Below are 17,329 nucleotides of genomic sequence, written 5' to 3'. Positions count from 1 at the left end.
AATAGATCCACTCCCTAGCATTTATTTCCCTCCGATTCTTTGTGGAATTAATCAGAGGGATAATTCGCCAGGGGGTGGGTCAATTCCTTTTCGTTACTCCTGGGTCAATTATACACCGACGGTGACACTCGTTTGCAGTTAATGCTATTCTTCTGATGGAGCTGAAATATGATAATCATAGATATTGAATAGGGTCAATAGTTATAGTATAATATTATTTGGAAACGCAGTTTCATAATGCGAAACAAAGGAGGCCACATGAAGGACACTGTACAGTCCATTGACAGGGCTTTTGATATACTGGAAGTTTTGGCAACTGAGAAGGAAGGTTTGGGCGTCACCGAAATTGCACGTCGTATTGGACTTCACAAGAGCACCGTGTATCGCTTGCTGGCATCGATGGCTTCCAGAGGATACATCGAAAAAAATGAGGCAACTGGTGCTTATCGCCTCGGCTTGAAGCTTGTTGAGCTGTGCAGCCTTTATTTGAACAGCCTTGAGCTTAAGACAGAAGCCCAGCCTTATTTAAGAAGGCTGGCGGCTTTGACCGCCCAGCCGGTTCATCTGGCCATACTGGACTACGACGAGGCGGTATATATTGATAAGATTGAGAGTTTTAACACCATTCGCATGTATTCGGCCATTGGCAAAAGGGTGCCGCTTTACTGCACAGCCGTGGGCAAGGTACTCTTAATGAATAAAGAAGATAGTGAAATAAGGAAGCTTTTTCAGAATAAGCAGCTTACCCCGCGTACAGCCAACACCATTACCGACATTGAAAAGCTGATATCAGAGATTGGCGCCGTCAGGGAAAGGGGTTGGGCTGTGGATAATGAAGAGCATGAGGAGGGTATACGGTGCATCGCTGCCCCCGTATATGACTACAGGAATGAGATTATCGCGGCGGTCAGTACATCGGGCTTGAAAACCATAATCTCACCCGAGCGAGATGAGGAGATTGCAAGATATGTGGTTGAGACAGCCCGGGAAATCTCTAAGAGGATGGGGTATAGCCCTAGAAGGTGATGTAGGATACCTTTGTCTTGAGGCGAAATCGAGGTGATATATCAATCTGCGTTGGTATTTGCTGTACCTAATATTTATACTTGATGTTTGTACTCGATATCGAATTAGCCATACATCTTTACCATATCTGCTGCAACAAGTGTTTATTTTCCACTAAGATGAGCCTGAATGGTGCTTGCTTAAAAATGTATATTTATAAACAAAGAAGGGAGATGTAAATCATGGATAAGGAACAGGTCCTCTCAAGGATAGTTGAAGGCGGCCTGGTGGCGGTGGTAAGGGCCGAGTCAAGCGAGCAGGCATTGAAGATTGCCGATGCCTGCATGAAGGGCGGGGTGGCTGCCATCGAGATCACATTTACCGTTCCTGGAGCCGCAGAGGTCATCAAGGAGCTGGCAAAGGTTTATAGCAACGGTGAAATCTTGCTTGGAGCCGGTACAGTGATGGATGCCGAAACGGCCAGAACGGCCATCTTGGCGGGTGCGCAGTATGTGGTAAGCCCCTATTTGAACCTTGATACAGTTAAGCTGTGCAACAGGTACAGGGTGCCATGCATGCCGGGTGCTATGACCATCAAGGAAGTAGTGGAGGCCATGGAGGCAGGCGCCGACATCATCAAGATCTTCCCCGGGGAGCTTTTCGGGCCGCAAATCATCAAAGCCATACTTGGGCCCATACCCTACGCCAAATTGATGCCCACAGGAGGAGTCAGCCTGGACAACGTCGAAGAATGGATCAAAGCCGGCGCCGTAGCGGTGGGCGTGGGCAGCGCGTTGACCAAAGGGGCAAAAAGCGGGGACTACGAAGCCATAACCAGGACTGCACAGGAATTCATTGCAAAGATTCGGGCAGCCAGAGGGGCACGATAATTCCATACGTTCACATGTCCCGCACCTTCGTATATTGAGATTGCAAGGATGTGCTGTTGTATAAATTAGTTCCTAACATCTTTGTCTTAAAAAGCTCCATTTTCTAATTAAGATGGGATGAAGCGCGGTTGTGGAAGAGGTATTTAGGGCAGGAAGCTATGTTTATCTGAGATGAGCAAGAAGACTCTAATTTCTGCCAAGGCTAATAAGTAAGTATAACTTTTGGAATGAACGGGGTTTTATGAACAGGACTTTTAACTTCGATGTCAGCATGATAGCGATTGAGTAATATTTAGCCTTGATATAAAAAACAGGCATGGCGAGAATAAAAAGATGGCACAAAGACGAATATTTTGCGAGCTCTTTATGCGGTGTCCGTATTACCCATCCCATCCCAAATGGGAATTGAGATGGACAACATTATAATAATAAGGTGAGGAGGTTTATGTATGTCTAAAAGAGTAGTAACCTTTGGCGAGATCATGCTGAGATTGTCGCCTCCCGGGTATTTGAGGTTTACCCAGGCAAACAGCTTTGATGTGGTATACGGTGGCGGCGAGGCAAACGTAGCAGTATCGCTGGCCAATTTCGGTATAGATGCCGCCTTTATCACAAAGCTACCTAAAAACCCCATAGGTGATGCGGCCATCAATGAGCTCCGCCGTTATGGCGTTGATACGCGCTACATAGCCAGGGGCGGTAGCAGGATCGGCATTTATTTCATGGAAAAGGGCGCTTCGGTGAGGCCGTCCAATGTGGTGTACGACCGGGCACACTCGGCTATATCGGAGGCAAAGGTGGGCGATATCGACTGGAAGGCTGCCTTTGAGGGCGCCGAGTGGTTTCATTTCACGGGGATTACGCCGGCACTGGGGGACAACGTGGCCGAGCTGGTTGAAGAGGGCTGCAAAGTCGCAAAGGAGATGGGCCTTACCATAAGCTGCGACCTGAATTACCGCAAAAAGCTGTGGTCCACCGAAAAAGCCGGAAAGGTGATGGGCAACCTCATGCAGTACGTTGACGTAGTAATTGCCAACGAAGAGGATGCCGAGAAGGTGTTTGGCATAAAAGCACCCGACAGCGACGTGATTGCCGGTGAGCTCAACCTGGAAGGATACAAATACGTGGCCCGCGAACTGTACAACCGCTTCAATCTCAGGATGGTGGCTATCACCCTGAGGGAGAGCCTGTCGGCCTCCGACAATAACTGGTCGGGCATGCTGTATGATGGCAAAGAATACTACTTCTCCAGGAAGTATAAGCTCCACATTGTGGACCGCGTAGGGGGAGGCGACTCATTTGGCGCCGGGCTTATATATTCCCTCATCACCGGCAAAGATCCACAGTATGCGCTGGAGTTTGCCGTGGCGGCCTCTGCTCTGAAGCACACCATCGAGGGAGATGCCAACCACGTATCGGTTGAAGAGGTTGAGACCCTCATGAAGGGGGATGCCTCCGGCAGGGTGCAGCGGTAGCTTTAACGGCGTTATTGCTTTGTGCTTTGATACTGGGGCACCCGCATCAGGCGATCATGTAAGTACAGTGCCAGCTTTAACAGAGACATTGTCTGTTTAATCAGGTGGCGTCTTTGGTCTTGATTTTTACCCGTGGTTTTAATTTTAATCATGGGCGGGGATGCTGCAAGATAAAACAAGCATTGACAAGACTTATGTCAAGAATAGCATTCCCACTATAAAACTGAGCCATAAAACTAAGTAATATTTGCTAAGAGGAATTGAAAGGGGACCAATTTACCAGAAAAATGGGTCCCCTTTATTTATTGTTTAAATCTGTAGGCGTTTGACTCCTTCAAAGTTAGATGATACAATATATAGTACCTGAAATAAAAAAATAACACCATATATATGCATATATAACTTTCGTATATATGCTGATCACATACTGAAGATGAGTATAGGAGGGTATTGTATGAACTTAACCGAGAATGCTTTGAAGGTTTTGCAAAAGAGGTACCTGGCCAAGGATGAAAACGGCAATATAATTGAGACGGTTGAGGACATGTTCAGGCGCGTGGCAAGGCATGTCGCTCAGGCTGATAAGATATATTCGCCGGATGCCGATGTGGAAGCGGTGGAAGAGGAATTCTATAATCTCATGGTAAATCTCGAGTTCATGCCCAACTCTCCCACTTTGATGAATGCCGGCAGGCCGCTGGGGCAGCTGTCTGCCTGTTTCGTGCTGCCCGTTCCCGATAGCATGGAGGGCATATTCGACGCAGTCAAGCACGCCGCCTTGATACATAAAAGCGGCGGCGGTACGGGGTTCAGCTTTTCGCGCCTGCGCCCCAAGGGCTCTGCGGTGAAGTCCACCGGCGGCGTGGCCAGCGGCCCCGTTAGCTTTATGAAGGTGTTCAACGCTGCCACCGAGGCCGTAAAGCAGGGTGGTACCCGTCGCGGCGCCAACATGGGAATACTCAGGGTGGACCATCCCGACATACTGGAATTCATCGACTGCAAGAAGAACAACTCCGACATAACCAATTTCAACATAAGCGTTGGCATCACCGAGGCCTTTATGCAGGCCGTGGAATGTGGAGAGGATTACGACCTTATAGACCCCAGGACGGGCAAACCGGCTGGCAAGCTCAATGCCAGGGAGGTATTCGATAAGATCGTCGAAAACGCCTGGCATAACGGGGAGCCCGGTATAATATTCCTGGACCGTTTAAACAGGGACAACGTGCTCATTGAGCTGGGCGAGATCGAGAGCACCAATCCGTGCGTAACGGGTGATACCTGGGTGCTTACGGAAGAAGGCCCTGCACAGGTAGCCGATATACTGGGCAGGCAGGTATCCCTTGCACTAAATGGAAGTTTTTATCCCTCAACTGAGCAGGGATTTTTTAAGACTGGCAGAAAGCAGGTTATAAAGATACACACCGATAGAGGTTACAGCATAGAAGTCACGCCGGATCACAAGATAAGGGTTGCTTCTTTAGTGACTCGCGACAGGATAGAGGAGGACTGGAAACCGGCTGGAGAATTGAAGCCGGGGGATCAGATAATCTTATCCAACAACCGCGGGCTTGTGTGGGAAGGTAAAGGGACTTTTGAGGAAGGATACCTGCTGGGCCTTCTCATAGGGGACGGTACGTTGAAGGATGAAGGCGGCGTTATCTCCGTATGGGGAGATGACCAGGAAGCCCAATCCGTCATGGATGCAGCACAAAAAGCCGCTTTTACCCTGCCGCACAGGGAGGACTTTAAAGGGTTCAAGCGCGTGATTAGCGAAAGAAAGGAACACAGGCTTGAGATGGCGGCCCTTAGAGATTTGGCTGCCGCCTATGGAATTGTGCCCGGTAATAACAAGATTACTGAAAATTTAGAAAGGACAAGCTATGAATTTCACCGCGGGTTTTTAAGAGGGCTTTTTGATGCCGATGGGACTGTGGCAGGTCATCAGGAAAAAGGAGTGTCCATTAGGCTGTGGCACAGTGACGCCGAAGGCTTGAGGATTGTGCAGCGGATGCTGCTTCGCTTGGGGATAGCTTCGACCATATATTTGGAACGCAAGTCCGAGGGCATTAAAGAGATGCCGGATGGCAAAGGAGGAATGAAAGAATACAGCATCAAGGCTGATCATGAGCTGGTCATCACCTCGGATAACATGCAAGTTTTCTTCGAAAAGGTAGGATTCAGCAATGTAAAGAAGCAAGAGCTTCTAAGACAGCGCCTTGAGGAATACAAGAGAGCCCTCAACAGGGAAAGGTTTGTTGCAACGGTTATTGAGGTTATTCCGGCGGGTGAAAAAGATGTGTTTGACGTCCAAATCCCAGGGGTTAATGCTTTTGACGCCAACGGAATATATGTGCACAATTGCGGCGAGCAGCCACTCCTTCCCTATGAGAGCTGTAATCTTGGCTCCATAAACCTCTCCAAAATGGTTGAGGAGGTTGACGGGAAATACGTCATAGACTACGACAAGCTGGGCAGGGTTGTGGACTTAGCGGTGCACTTTCTGGACAACGTGATAGACGTAAACAAGTATCCGCTCCCGCAGATTGAGGAGATGACCAAGGGGAGCCGCAAGATCGGCCTTGGGGTTATGGGGTTTGCCGACATGCTATTCAGGCTTGGCATCCCTTATAACTCCGACGAGGCGGTAGAGCTTGCCCGCCAGGTCATGAAGTTCATACAGGAGCGCTCCAAGGGGATGTCGGCGCATCTGGCCGAGGTCAGGGGGCCGTTCCCGTTCTTTGAGAAGAGCACTTTAAGGCACAAGGGCAGAAAGCTCAGAAACGCCACCACTACCACCATAGCTCCAACCGGTACCATAAGCATCATATGCGGTACCACCAGCGGAATAGAGCCGCTGTTTGCCATATCCTTTGTGCGCAACGTGATGGATAACGATGAGCTGGTGGAAGTGCATCCCTATTTTAAAGAGGTGGCCATAAAGCGGGGATTTTATTCCGACGAGCTGATGAGGAAGATAGCCGCCCGCGGCAGCATACAGGGTATGGAGGAGATACCCGAGGATGTAAGGCGGGTGTTTGTGACCGCACACGACGTCTCGCCCGAGTATCACGTGCGCATGCAGGCAGCCTTCCAGGAGTACACCGACAACGCCGTGTCCAAGACGGTCAACTTCCCCAACAGCGCCACCGTAGAGGACGTAAGAAAGGTGTACTGGCTGGCTTATGAGCTGGGATGCAAGGGCGTGACCATTTACAGGGACGGCAGCCGGGAAAGCCAGGTTTTGAGCGTGAAGCCCAAAGAGGAGTCAAAGGCGAAGAATAAGTCGTTAGCAAAGGATAAACCGTCGGAAGGCAAACCAAAAGCAATAGATGGCAAGGAAAAGGTGGGTGGGAAAGACGATAAAACCGGGTCTCTTACCGAAAAGATATACAGCCGCATGAAGGAGCAGGCCGAAAGCAAGCAGCCTAAGATAACGCCCAGGCCAAGGCCCGACGTTACCATGGGCTTTACAGAAAAGGTGAAGATTGGCTGCGGTAACCTGTACATCACCGTCAATTACGATGAACAGGGCATATGCGAGGTGTTCACCAACTTAGGAAGGGCCGGCGGTTGTCCTTCGCAGTCCGAGGCCACCAGCCGCCTGATCTCCATAGCGCTGCGCTCTGGCATGGATGTCAACACCATCATAGAGCAGCTCAAGGGCATCAGGTGCCATTCCACCCTGCGGCAGAAAGGTCTTAAAGTTCTGTCTTGTCCCGATGCCATAGGCAGGGTGCTGGAGAAGGTGGTGAAGCTTAGGCTCAACAACCATCTTGAAGCCGAGGACGTGGACATAGGCAGCCCCGATATGGTTGACAGACACAGCTGCCTTGCCAACTGCTCGCTTTGCTCGCTAAAGGACGTCTGCAACAACCCTTACAGGGAAAATGGCGGGATTCAGCTGGGAGGGACCGACTCTTTGGTGGATGACAATCCGCCTCAGACAAAAGGTCAGAGCTGCCCTGAGTGCGGGGCAACCATGGAGCACGATGGCGGATGCGTCGTGTGCCGTTCCTGCGGATATTCAAAATGCGGCTGATGGATTGAATAATATTTGATATTGGGAAGGCTCGGATATGTGCCTGTAGCGATTGTAGCCGCCAAAAGAGGGCAACGGATAAATTGTTCCCGTTGCCCTGTTTTTTATGCTGTAGTTGCTTGTTGTGCGCAACATTGGCATTGAAAAGGCTATTTTGGGTGTATTGCTAATGCTTTGCTGTTGTGGTAGAATAAAACTGGATATTTGTAAATAGGTGCTTTAATATAGGCAGTTGGCAACGATATAATGTGGTTGTAATGTTTTTTCAGCTTTGTTTCGAAAGTTTGGGGAATGATTCAACGCTAACCAGTAATTGTTAGCGGCGATACGGTACTAATTTGTTGATAGTGATCCTGGCGATTTGTCAGGTGTAAGTTTTTCATAGCTCAGTTAAAAAATAAGGACATATCAAAACATGTAGAGGAGGGAGAATCTATGGGGGCAAAAGTGCTATTTGCATCTGTGAAGTATGATAAGTTTGATGCCGATGTAACGCTTCCAGCCAAGTTTGGCAGGCTTATTGACCGGATGGGCATGCAGGATGTTGTAAAGGGGAAATGGACGGCCATAAAAATGCACCTTGGACGAAACATCGGCTATTCCACCATTCATCCCGTGTTTGTCAAAATCCTGGTGGATAAGTTGCTGGAGTATGGGGCAAAGGTGTACATAACTGATCAGGTGGTTTCCGGGGCAAGGAGCAGGGGTTATACCGAAGAGTATCTGGGAGTGCCTATTGTGCCTGTATGTGGATTGCTGGGAAAGTATTATTATGAGAAACAAGTAGACTTCAAGACCTTTAAAAATGTAGATATCGGGGGTTACATACACGACGCCGAAGTTATGATCAACCTTTCCCACGTTAAAGGCCATGGAGCTTGTGGATATGGAGGGGCCTGCAAAAACATCGCCATGGGCTGTGTGACTGATCGAACAAGGCAACAGATCCACGGCCTTGAAGGCGGGATCACCTGGGAAGAAGACCTGTGCATACACTGTGAAGCCTGCATTAGAAATTGCAACCACGATGCCAACAGTTTTGACGAGAACGGAAAGTATAGGGTGTTTTTCCACAACTGCACGTTTTGCCAGCACTGTGTGAAGGTATGTCCCACTGGTGCCATCAAGATGGACGCCAACAGGTATGAGGATTTCCAGAAGGGAATGGCCCTTTGTACCGATGAGGTGCTGAAGACGTTTGAACCAGGACACGTGTTTTACATCAATTTCCTCACAAATATAACCATACTGTGCGATTGCTGGGGGCTCACCACTCCTTCACTGGTGCCTGATATAGGCGTATTTGCCTCTCAGGATATCGTTGCCATTGAAAAGGCTTCGCTGGATGCCATCAAGGTAGAGGATCTCATTCCATCCGGACTTCCTCAGGGTATGGAACTGGGAACCCATGGCCATCTGTTTGAGCGTATACACAGGAAAGACCCCTTTGTTCAGCTGAGGGAGTTAGAAAAGAGGGGATTGGGTACCCAGGAATACTATATTGAAGAGGTATTTTAAGGAAAAGCGCTGGTCTGGGTACCGATATGTACAACCTTTATGATGCGGTTATCTTTGACGTACAGGCGATGTGTTTTACTCTGAAACACAACGTACCTGTTTATCGCTTCTAGCCTGTCCATGCTTTCTACCAGGCTTTTTATCTCATCAGTCGAAAATTGAGGAAGCGATGCCCTGATCACTCCATCCCTCACGCCGGTTTTAAAGAGTTCTATCATGACCTGTTCAAAATCGGGGGGGGATGGAGCTTTTTTTAAGCTTGTTGCATTTCTTGCAGCTTAGTATTAGATTGAATATGTCGTTGGTGCCGCCTTTGCTCCTGGGCAGGTAATGATCCAGGCTGGCCTGATGAAACTGAAGGTGTTTGGCACAAAAGCGGCACCTGCGCCCATCCCTTTCGTATATGTATGATTTTATGGATTTTTTTGGCTTCATCGGTTTAAACTCCCTGATATTAATTGCAGCATTGATTTTGTAATCCAATTCCCCAGGAAATATTTTATCATATTTTTACCGATTCATCTTCATTCCGTAAAAGGTTTATAGGGAAGAAGCTCTTGCATATTTTAGGGAAATTTTAGCAAATACTCAACTTTGAGCTTCAACTTTAAATTGTAGGTTTGAACGGCGCGAGTCAATGCTAAGAAGATATTGGAGGGACTGCTGATAAACTAGAATATTGCAGGGGATGCTGGTAAGCAAGATTTTGTGATAAAATAGCAAGAAAGGGGCGATGATAAAGATAAGGAGGTAACAGCATGGCGTGGAGGAGGGAATACATGTCCGAGATAACCGATGACAGGGTGTGGGATGCGCTAAACTCGATCCCAAGAAGGCGGTTCCTTGGAGAGGCCTATCAGGATGACGAGTTTTTGGATGCTCCACTGCCCATAGGGTTTGGCCAGACCATCTCTCAGCCTTCCCTGGTTGCGTATATGACGCAGCTTTTGATGCTTGAAGGCCATGAAAAGGTGCTTGAGATCGGTACCGGTTCGGGATACCAGACCGCGTTTCTGGCACGCCTGGCCAAAGAGGTATACACCGTTGAGGTGATAAAGCCTCTGCAGGAGCGGGCAAAGGAAATTTTGAAATCCCTGGGATACACAAATATTCACTATAAAATAGGGAATGGCTTTGATGGGTGGGAAGAGCATGCTCCCTACGATGCCATAATGGTCACCTGTGCTCCCGAGCGCGTACCAAAGGCTCTCATAGACCAGCTGGCCGAGGGAGGGCGGATGGTGATACCGGTTGGCCCTGAGCACAGCGTGCAAATGCTTTACCGCATCACGAAGTTCGACGGCAGGTTAAGCAAAGAGCCGATATGCCATGTGCGGTTCGTGCCAATGATAGATAAGCAGCCATAAGGAGATTTGTGTTGAAACCGGCAATCTTTGAAGCGGTGAATCTGGCAGGAAAAAAGTTTATTGCTTGTTTTTGATAATTTCATAATACTCTAACAACAGCTCGTCAAGCTGTCTGCTTATTTCAAGGATTTTAGGATCCTGAAGCTCGTTTTGTGATATGAGCTCATTCATACACTTACGCAATGCTTCGATTCTCAGCAATAGCTCCTTTAGCTTCGACTGTTCCATGAAGTTTAACTACTCCTCCTTGTCAATAATGCCGCCGCATACTGTTAGGAATAGTTTTAGTTCAATGTTGCAAAAATATTACATTGAATTGTGTGGCCAGCTGCAAAAAAGTCTGTGCTTTGAATTGGCTGTAAATAAAGTTACTCTATCATGCTGTACAAATTTGCGGTGGTAACATTAATGTATATTCTAAAATTAGCCTCCCCCGCATACCTTTAGATTAGGGGGTGGAGGATGTGCGGGTCTTTTTCTTTAAAAAAGACATTATCATTTGGGGAATTGTACTGCTGGCTGTGGTAATTGCATTGATAGTTTTGCTGAGGATAGCCGGCAGCGGAAAGGAAATGCACCAGGGTGTGGCTACCATATTGAATGCCATATAGGGGGGTATGCTTGCCCCCTAAGGCCAGTCCGGTGCGGTATGTTTATGTTGTATTTTTGGACAAGGCCACAAAAAAACGAAGTTCAAGTGATAAGGTATGGACAGGAATAGAATATCAAGTAGCTGCACATCTGATATATGAAGGCTTGTCGATCAAGGGTTAACGCTTGTTAAAGCTTTCTGTAAGCGGTATGATGGGTATAGGAGAAATCCATGGGATGAAGTCGAGTGCGGGCATCATTATGTTTGCTCTATGGCCAGCTGGGCAGTACTGTTGGTGTTGACAGGGTTTAAATATGATATAAGTTTCGAAAAGGAGAGATGTTATGGAAAGGTATGTTCCTGAAATAAGAGGGACTTTAAGGCGGCACATGATTGAGGTGCCGGAGTGCATTCAACAGGCAAGCGGTATAAGGATATTCGGCAAAACAATTCGTTCATTGGCATTTACCACCGATGTCGCGGTCATTAAGAACATCAACGCCGACGCCATCATAGCGGTGTATCCCTTCACGCCTCAGCCCGCCATCACTCAGGCCATCATGATGGCGGCCGATGTGCCCGTCTTTTGCGGCGTTGGCGGAGGGACAACCACCGGGAAGAGGGTGGTAAATCTGGCTTTGGATGCAGAATTTAAGGGAGCTATTGGCGTTGTGGTAAACGCCCCAACGCCCAACGAGATCGTAAGGGCTATGAGGGAGACCATTGATATTCCCATCGTCGTGACGGTGGTATCGGAGAATACCGATTTTAAAGCCCGCGTGGAGGCGGGGGCCACCATTCTCAACGTTTCCGGGGCCCGCAAGACGGTGGATATAGTAAAGAGGATAAGGGATCAGCTGCCCACTGTACCCATCATAGCCACAGGTGGGCCAAATGAGGATACCATAATGGCCACCATCGAGGCGGGTGCCAACGCCATAACCTATACTCCTCCTACACCTGCCGAGCTTTTTAGGGTTCTCATGGACAAGTACAGGGCAGAGCTGTCTTGAAAAGGCGAGCAATGAGTTCAGCTGCATACCTGTGTGCGTGAGGTTGCCTAGTGAGCTTATCAGCGTAAACTTATGCTGATAGGCTTATTAGCATAGGCTTGTGAAATTGTGAAGGATGCGTTCATTAAAGACGCGCGTGTACCTGCGTATATTTGTATCGCTAATTCTGCAGCTTTTTCAGCATATCATAAAACCCTGGGAATGATATATTCACGCATTCCCAGCCGTTTATGGTAGTTTCGCCCCGGGCGATAAGCCCTGCGATGGCTGCCATCATGGCCAGCCTGTGGTCGCCAAAGCTGTCCACCGCGTTCCCCTTGAGGGGTGTTGGCCCGTGTATGACCATGCCGTCGTCGGTGGCTTCAATGCTGGCTCCCAGACGGGACAGGATATCCACCACGGTGGCTATGCGGTCTGATTCTTTGACCTTGAGCTCCTGTGCATCTTTTATGGTGGTGGTGCCTTCAGCCTGGGTGGCGGCCAGGGCTATGACGGGTATCTCATCGATGAGGCGGGGGATAAGCTGGCCGCCTATTACGGTGCCCTTCAAATGGGAGGTATTCACGATGATATCTCCCATCTTTTCTCCTCCCGAGGTTGAGACGTTCTCGATGGCGATGCTGCCCCCCATTTCTTTGTAGACCTCCAGGATCCCGGTGCGGGTGGGGTTTAGCCCGACCCCCTTTAATATTATGGTAGAATTTGGAACTAGCAGCCCGGCCGTTATAAAGAAAGCGGCCGACGATATATCTCCCGGGACGTGGACCTGCTGGCCGTACAGCTGGTCGGCGGGGTAGGCGGTTATCTCGTTGCCGTTTATGTCCAGCCTGCCGCCAAAGGCCTGCAGCATAAGCTCTGTATGATTCCTGGAGGGTGCGGGCTCATATATGCGGCTGGGGGAATCGGCATACAGCGTGGCCAATATCAAGCAGGACTTAACCTGGGCGCTGGCCACCGGCATGTGGTATTGGATGCCCTTGAGGGTGCCGCCCTTGATTGACAGGGGAAGGTACCTGTCCTGTACGCCGGATATATCGGCGCCCATTTTGCGTAAGGGGATGATCACCCTGTCCATGGGACGCCTGCGCAGCGATTCATCCCCGGTTATGGTGCTGCTGAAGCTTTGCCCCGAGAGAAGGCCGGCAAGCAATCGGGCGGTGGTACCGGAGTTGCCGGCGTCTATGGTCGCGTTTGGGGCTTTAAGGCCGCGCAAGCCCTGCCCTTTAACTGTAACGGTTTCTGGACCGGTTATCTCTATGGGCACTCCCATCTGCTTGAATGCCAGTATGGTGCTCAAACAGTCGTCGCTCATAAGGAAATGGGTGATATGTGTTTCACCTTTAGCGATTGAGCCCAGCATTATGGCTCGATGGGAGATGGATTTATCGCCCGGGACGCGGATTTCTCCGGCAAGCCTTTTGGCAGGAGTTATGGTTATCTTCATATTCTGTCAGCGCTTTGATTTTTGCATAATACGGAATGGCTGCTTACTTTATTGCTGGCTTTGTCACTCATGCCGTCTTTGCCATGGGATGCTAACTTTGCCGTTGGATGTTGGCTTCGCCAGTGGAGCCGGTAGTGGACGATGATATGTCTCTAGGTACGTGCGCCTGCTGGCTGTACAGCTGGTCGGCGGGATATTGGATACATGCTAACAGTACCTCTATTGGATGCTTCTACCGGCAACCAGCCAATCTCCTTCCGTATAATGCATGAAAAACGCGCCGATGCCCCCTTTCCTAAGATAATTTACTATAATACTTACATATTTATGTTTCATTTTACATAAGTTTTGTATCCCTGTGCATTTAGCACTTCTTGCGCTTTTTCTAGCGATACCGCATCTGCTAGCGACAGCACAAGACAGCCTCCCGGCTCGTCCTCGCGGCTGTTGATTATGCGCAAATTCTTTATGTTTATGCTGTGCTGCCCCAGCAGGGTGGCTATCTCTCCTATGATGCCGGGGCGGTCCTGTATGTCCACATAAAGGTCGTGATAGGGAAGCAGGGCCTGGCTTTGAAGGTGTGGGAGGCTATCGCGAAACCTCTTTGCCCTCCAAAAGAAGTCTTCTATTTCATCTGCGCTGCCCTCATCCAGATATTTGCAAAACGCATTCAGGTGCCGGATGGTGCTCTCGATGAGCTCCACAAGCCGCTGGCGGTTTGAAAGCGATATGTCGCGCCACATCTGCGGGCTGGATGACGCAATCCGGGTTATATCCCTGAATCCCCCGGCGGCCAGCCTTTCCTTGAAGTGCTGTGGGTCGTCTATGTCCTGCACCGCGTTGACCAGCGCTGATGCCACCACATGGGGGAGGTGGCTTATGGCCCCCACTATCCTGTCGTGAAGCTGCGGGTCCATGACCAGAGGAATGGCGCCTATGGATGAAAGCAGGGATTTCAAGCTCTCAATTACCCAGGCGGGAGTAGAAGGAAGGGGGGTGAGGACGTAGTAGGCATTTTCAAACAGGTGTGGTATGCTGGCGGCATAGCCCGAATGCTCGGTGCCGGCCATGGGATGCCCACCCACGAAGAATACGCCGGGAGGGAGGCATTCCATGGCGGTGCGCACTATGGCTTCCTTTGTGCTGCCGGTGTCGGTGATTATGGCGCCGGCAGGGGCATGGGCGGCAATTTCTTTGATTAAGCCGGGTATGGCACCTACCGGCGCGCATACGAATATCACCTGTGCATTGTACACGGCCTCTTCAAGACTGGTGGCCCCTTTGTCCATTACCCCTTCCTTCAGCGCTAAAGCCAGATGCTTTTCCTCGATATCCGTTCCCGTGATTTGCCAGTCCGGGTGGCTGCTGCGAATGGCCTTGGCCAGCGAACCGCCTATAAGCCCCAGTCCCACAATGCTTATGGTTTTTATTTCCGTGCCTGACAACATCACCACTCCCGGCCGACAGCGCTGGCTATCTTTGCAACCTCTTGGACCAGCGCCTCGAAGGTTTCAAAGTTCAAGGACTGGGGGCCATCCGACAGAGCGCATTTTGGCTCCGGATGAACTTCTACCATCAGGCCATCGGCACCGGCGGCAATGGCTGCCCGGCTCATGGGCGTTACCAGCTTCCATTTCCCTGTACCGTGGCTGGGGTCAACGATTATGGGCAGATGGCTTATATCCTTTATGATCGGAACTGCGCTGAGGTCCAGGGTGTTACGCGTATAAGTTTCAAATGTCCGTATACCTCGCTCGCACAGTATTATGTTGTAGTTACCCTCGTTCATAATGTATTCTGCGGCGTTTAACCACTCTTCTATGGTGGAAGCCAACCCGCGCTTTAGCACCACCGGTATTTTCATCCTGCCCACTTCGCGCAGCAGCTGAAAGTTTTGCATGTTGCGGGCACCGATTTGCACCACGTCCACATATTTTACAGCCTGTTCTAGGGATGCCAGGGATATGACCTCGGATACCACAAGGAGCCCGGTTTCTTTGGCCGCTTCGGCCAGCAGCCGGTATCCTTCTTCCTCCAGCCCCTGGAAGGAGTAGGGTGAAGTGCGCGGCTTGTACGCGCCGCCTCTTAAGAACTGAACCCCTCTGGATTTGAGAAACTTTGCCGTCTGCATGATCTGGTCGTAATTTTCAACGGCACACGGACCTGCCATTATGACGATCTTTTTGTCGCCTATGGCCACGCCTTTGATGCGAATTACCGTCGGCTCGGGTTTAAAGGTCTTCCCGGCCAGCTTGAACGATTCTACTATGGGGACCAGGCGATCCACCCCCGGCATGAGCTCCAGGGGAGTGTCGGCCAGCACCCGCTTATCGCCTATTACCCCTATTATGGTTCTTTCGGTGCCCACCGATATGTGTACTCCCAGGCCAAGCTTTTTGAGCAGCGCCTCGATCTGCTTGACCTGTTCCTCGGTGGCGTCAGGTTTCATGACGATAACCATACTACCCATCCTCCCGTTTTAAAATGTGTTAAAAGCAATAATGTTTTTGCCATACTACCGTGCTACCATACGGCTGTACTCATATTTTATACATATTCTAGTGTGCCCCTGAACTGCAACTTTGTCCAGACCGACAGGTGGTTTTGTTAAGCCGCAGTTTTGACGCGAGGCTTTGAGATGCAGGTTTGACGCGTAGCTTACTTCAAAACGCCGCTTTGCTGCTTTATCTTTAGCAGTTGACGCTGAAGGGTATTTGCCGCTGATGCCCGCAGATAGCGAGCAAGGTTGCCGATAAAGCCGCCGGTTGCCGATAAAGCCGCCGGCAGTCATTTAACAAAAGCTTCATCGCTGAAACACTTCTTACCGTTGCAGCACCTCTTTTAAAGTCTCGATGAATCGCTCGTTCTGTTCAGGGGTGCCGATTGTGACCCTGAGCCAGTTGTCCATGTCGAATATATCTCCCGAGCGGACGATGACCCCTTTTTGAAGCAGGGTCTTGAACACTTCCACGCTGTTTTTCTCCACATTGACCATGATGAAGTTGGTATGGGTTGGGATGTATTCAAGCCCCATCTCCTCAAAGGCCTGGTACAGGTACCGCTTCCCTTCTTCGTTGTTTTGCACGCTTCTTTGGACGAACCCCTGGTCACCCAGTGCTGCCAGGGCAGCGGCCTGTGCAGCGGCGTTGACGTTGAACGGCCCGCGTACCCTGTTGAGGAGCTCTATGATTTCTTTATTGGAGATGGCGTACCCTATGCGCAGCCCGGCCAGGCCGTATACCTTTGAGAAGGTCCTGAGGATGATTATGTTGTCGTACTCGTCAAGCAGTGCCGTGCTCTCGGGGTAGTCGCCACCGCGGGCGTATTCATAGTAGGCCTCGTCTAGCACCACCAGCACATGCCTGGGCACCTTCTCCAGAAAAGCCTTTTGCTCCTCGGCGGTGATGATGGTGCCGGTAGGGTTGTTGGGGTTGCACACCCAGATAATGCGGGTGGTGTCGGTTATGCTGTTTAAAAAGCCATCGAGGTTCAAACGGTAATCCCGGGTCAGCGGCACACGGATTATTTTGCCGTCCATTATGCGGGTTACGGCTTCGTACCTTGAGAAGGACGGCCAGCCCGTGATGGTGCTGTCACCGGGGTTGATGTACGTCTGGGCTATTATCTCCAGAATTTGATCCGACCCTGCGCCAAACAGGAACTGCCCCGGGTCCAGCTTAAACTTCTCTGCCAGGGCGTTTCTGAGCTCGGTGCAGTTGCCATCTGGATAAAGCGATGCCTCATTTGTCCATTTGATGAGTGCCTCGACGGCTTTGGGCGAACACCCCAGCGGATTTTCGTTGGAAGCCAGCTTGATGACGTCGGTAAGGCCCAGCTCGCGCTTAACCTCGCTTATGGGCTTGCCCGGCCTGTAGGGCTCAAGGCTTTCAACCGTCTTTCTATACTTTACCATATCACTTTCCCTCCTTTTTCTGCCGGTCAGATATTCTTCCATTTAACAGATAAAAATTACGTATTCTCTC

General features: G+C 50.0%; 16 protein-coding genes. 9 read left to right on the top strand and 7 right to left on the bottom strand.

Annotated features, from left to right (window positions below; genetic code table 11):
* Positions 1-258: 258 nt before the first annotated feature.
* From KVG29_RS10945 to KVG29_RS10925, 5 genes are all read left to right on the top strand, one after another.
* Positions 259-1,026, top strand: coding sequence for an IclR family transcriptional regulator (locus KVG29_RS10945; protein WP_252228480.1), 768 nt, complete (start codon positions 259-261; stop codon positions 1,024-1,026).
* A gap of 221 nt (positions 1,027-1,247) precedes the next feature.
* Positions 1,248-1,895 (top strand): bifunctional 2-keto-4-hydroxyglutarate aldolase/2-keto-3-deoxy-6-phosphogluconate aldolase, encoded by a 648-nt coding sequence (locus KVG29_RS10940; RefSeq protein WP_252228479.1) that lies wholly within the window; start codon positions 1,248-1,250, stop codon positions 1,893-1,895.
* A gap of 449 nt (positions 1,896-2,344) precedes the next feature.
* Positions 2,345-3,370: a sugar kinase gene (locus tag KVG29_RS10935; protein ID WP_252228478.1), complete on the top strand. Its 1,026-nt coding sequence runs from the start codon at positions 2,345-2,347 to the stop codon at positions 3,368-3,370.
* A 454-nt stretch (positions 3,371-3,824) separates the two neighbouring features.
* Positions 3,825-7,412, top strand: coding sequence for an adenosylcobalamin-dependent ribonucleoside-diphosphate reductase (locus KVG29_RS10930; protein WP_252228477.1), 3,588 nt, complete (start codon positions 3,825-3,827; stop codon positions 7,410-7,412).
* 435 nt (positions 7,413-7,847) lie between these two features.
* A complete protein-coding gene (locus tag KVG29_RS10925; RefSeq protein WP_252228476.1) occupies positions 7,848-8,930 on the top strand; it encodes a DUF362 domain-containing protein in 1,083 nt (360 codons plus the stop codon).
* Here KVG29_RS10925 and KVG29_RS10920 read toward each other — a convergent pair.
* A complete protein-coding gene (locus KVG29_RS10920; RefSeq protein WP_252228475.1) occupies positions 8,927-9,148 on the bottom strand; it encodes a hypothetical protein in 222 nt (73 codons plus the stop codon). The two genes, KVG29_RS10925 and KVG29_RS10920, sit on opposite strands and share 4 nt — an antisense overlap.
* A 7-nt stretch (positions 9,149-9,155) precedes the next feature.
* The gene (locus KVG29_RS10915; RefSeq protein ID WP_252228474.1) at positions 9,156-9,365 is read right to left on the bottom strand and encodes an HNH endonuclease; all 210 of its coding nucleotides are present in this window, start codon (positions 9,363-9,365) and stop codon (positions 9,156-9,158) included.
* Between the two features lie 323 nt (positions 9,366-9,688).
* Here KVG29_RS10915 and KVG29_RS10910 point away from each other — a divergent pair, with 323 nt between their 5' ends.
* Positions 9,689-10,297 (top strand): protein-L-isoaspartate(D-aspartate) O-methyltransferase, encoded by a 609-nt coding sequence (locus KVG29_RS10910; RefSeq protein WP_252228473.1) that lies wholly within the window; start codon positions 9,689-9,691, stop codon positions 10,295-10,297.
* 57 nt (positions 10,298-10,354) lie between these two features.
* Here KVG29_RS10910 and KVG29_RS10905 read toward each other — a convergent pair whose 3' ends face one another.
* Positions 10,355-10,525 (bottom strand): aspartyl-phosphate phosphatase Spo0E family protein, encoded by a 171-nt coding sequence (locus KVG29_RS10905; protein ID WP_252228472.1) that lies wholly within the window; start codon positions 10,523-10,525, stop codon positions 10,355-10,357.
* Between the two features lie 236 nt (positions 10,526-10,761).
* Between KVG29_RS10905 and KVG29_RS10900 the strand changes: the two genes are divergently transcribed.
* Both KVG29_RS10900 and KVG29_RS10895 read left to right on the top strand, forming a co-directional pair.
* Entirely contained in the window at positions 10,762-10,908 is a 147-nt protein-coding gene (locus KVG29_RS10900; protein WP_156925063.1) for a hypothetical protein, read from the top strand.
* A 325-nt stretch (positions 10,909-11,233) separates the two neighbouring features.
* Complete coding sequence (locus tag KVG29_RS10895; RefSeq protein WP_252228471.1) at positions 11,234-11,902, top strand: beta/alpha barrel domain-containing protein; 669 nt, start codon at positions 11,234-11,236, stop codon at positions 11,900-11,902.
* Between the two features lie 160 nt (positions 11,903-12,062).
* Here the strand turns inward: KVG29_RS10895 and aroA are convergent, their stop codons facing one another.
* A complete protein-coding gene (gene aroA / locus KVG29_RS10890) occupies positions 12,063-13,346 on the bottom strand; it encodes a 3-phosphoshikimate 1-carboxyvinyltransferase (protein WP_252228470.1) in 1,284 nt (427 codons plus the stop codon).
* 107 nt (positions 13,347-13,453) lie between these two features.
* On the opposite strand from aroA, the gene KVG29_RS10885 reads away from it, so the two are divergent.
* Positions 13,454-13,618, top strand: a complete 165-nt coding sequence (locus KVG29_RS10885) for a hypothetical protein (RefSeq protein WP_252228469.1) — start codon at positions 13,454-13,456, stop codon at positions 13,616-13,618.
* 60 nt (positions 13,619-13,678) lie between these two features.
* Here KVG29_RS10885 and KVG29_RS10880 read toward each other — a convergent pair whose 3' ends face one another.
* The 3 genes from KVG29_RS10880 to hisC form a co-directional block, all read right to left on the bottom strand.
* Positions 13,679-14,794 (bottom strand): prephenate dehydrogenase, encoded by a 1,116-nt coding sequence (locus KVG29_RS10880; protein WP_252228483.1) that lies wholly within the window; start codon positions 14,792-14,794, stop codon positions 13,679-13,681.
* Positions 14,794-15,807 carry a 3-deoxy-7-phosphoheptulonate synthase gene (gene aroF, locus KVG29_RS10875; RefSeq protein ID WP_252228468.1) on the bottom strand — a complete coding sequence of 338 codons (1,014 nt, stop codon included), beginning with the start codon at positions 15,805-15,807 and terminating at the stop codon, positions 14,794-14,796. Before aroF ends, KVG29_RS10880 begins: the two co-directional genes overlap by 1 nt.
* A 360-nt stretch (positions 15,808-16,167) precedes the next feature.
* On the bottom strand, positions 16,168-17,259 hold the full coding sequence (gene hisC, locus KVG29_RS10870; protein WP_252228467.1) for a histidinol-phosphate transaminase: 1,092 nt from the start codon (positions 17,257-17,259) through the stop codon (positions 16,168-16,170).
* Positions 17,260-17,329 lie beyond the last annotated feature (70 nt).

Origin of the sequence: Caldicoprobacter algeriensis, assembly GCF_023838525.1 — a bacterium.
GTDB classification, from domain to species: domain Bacteria; phylum Bacillota; class Clostridia; order Caldicoprobacterales; family Caldicoprobacteraceae; genus Caldicoprobacter; species Caldicoprobacter algeriensis.
This window is presented reverse-complemented; position numbering and strand designations above follow the sequence as displayed.